This window comes from Marinimicrobium hydrolyticum, from assembly GCF_030848505.1.
Lineage (GTDB): Bacteria > Pseudomonadota > Gammaproteobacteria > Pseudomonadales > Cellvibrionaceae > JAVDDU01.
In genome coordinates this window covers 1-1,258 of sequence record NZ_JAVDDU010000029.1, presented here as the reverse complement: position 1 = coordinate 1,258, position 1,258 = coordinate 1, and the positions used below count along the sequence as shown (strand labels likewise).

General features: G+C 53.5%; 1 protein-coding gene. It reads left to right on the top strand.

The genetic code is table 11. The annotated features are described in order from the left end of the window. The first annotated feature begins 372 nt into the window (after positions 1-372). Positions 373-786, top strand: coding sequence for a hypothetical protein (locus tag RBH33_RS17695; protein ID WP_306733552.1), 414 nt, complete (start codon positions 373-375; stop codon positions 784-786). Positions 787-1,258: the final 472 nt, after the last annotated feature.

Genomic DNA, 1,258 nt, shown 5'->3' with positions numbered 1-1,258 from the left:
AGGGCTCTGCTTTAAGAATCTTGTAGGCGGTTTAAAGCTCGTTGCCCGCATCAGATTTTCCGGCATTGAGCATCGCAGTACATCTGCCTGGGTAGCTTCGTTCTTGGCGGCTCCGGCAAGCAATGCGGTACTGGCAACATCACCGCACTCGGCGTTGTGTGCTAATAAGAGAATAAATTGGGGTCGGGAAGCTCAGCATTCTTTTCGGCGTACTTACTGGGTTGTGGCTCCGCTTGCGCTCCGCACCGTGCGGTAGCGTGCCCGGCAGATCGCCCCATAACCAATTGCTCAAGTACACTACGGGCCTGGCGGCCCTTCGTGGGACGGCCTATCGGCCGCCCCTTAGCAAAAGCGTTAAGAGGAATGGCGGCTATGTCACGCAAGTGGGGTATGGACAGAAAGCCTACGCTTTGGGAACGAGTTTATGGCTCAGCTTTTTCTCTCGTGATCTTCATAGTAGCCGCTGCCTTCACTTATGCTGCTAGTATCCCATTCTGGAAAAGCAAAGAAGTGCCGCCAGGGAGCATAGCTGTTTTTGCGGTAGCTGTTGTTTTCTTGCTAGGTTCAGGTGTTCTGTTTTCGCGGGCTATGTTCGGTGTCGCCAGAAAACCGAGTTCATTGGCCATTCTCATAACCGGCTATATCATCATCGGTATGAGCGTGGTTGCACTTGTTCTTTCGGTGGCTGGCTTCGGTAACTCTTTCTATCTTGTTGGCGTGGGGCTCACGGGTATCGCAGGTGGTATATCTATTGTCAGTCAATCTAAGCGGCTTGGCCGCTCTTAACAAAGCAAAGCAGGCAGACGGTTTAAAGCGTCTTTTCGCTTCGCTACAAGCCACTTTAAACCGCTGCTGTTTGCGGCGTTAAAGGGCTCTGCCTAGAATTTAGTTCAGGCTTTTCCGGCGGCTGAGAACTCGCTGCCAGAACCAAGTCTACCGGTGTTGAGCTACCGAACCACATCAGCCTCGGCAGGTTCGTTCCAGGCGGCTCCGCTAAACAAAGCAGTACCGGCAACCTCACAGCGTTCTGCGTGGTGTGCCACTAAGACAATAAATTGGGGCCGGGAAGCTCAGCATTCCTCCCGGCGTTTTACCGGGGCTGCAGCTTCGCTTGCGCTACGCTCCCGTGCGGTAGCGTGCTCGGCAGTTCGCCCTCTAACCAGTCGTTCTAGGGGACAGCTTTTAAGTCGCCGTTTTTGCCATTCGCTTCGCTCATTATGTGGCAAAAACACCGCCTTAAAACCTGCCCCTAAACTCA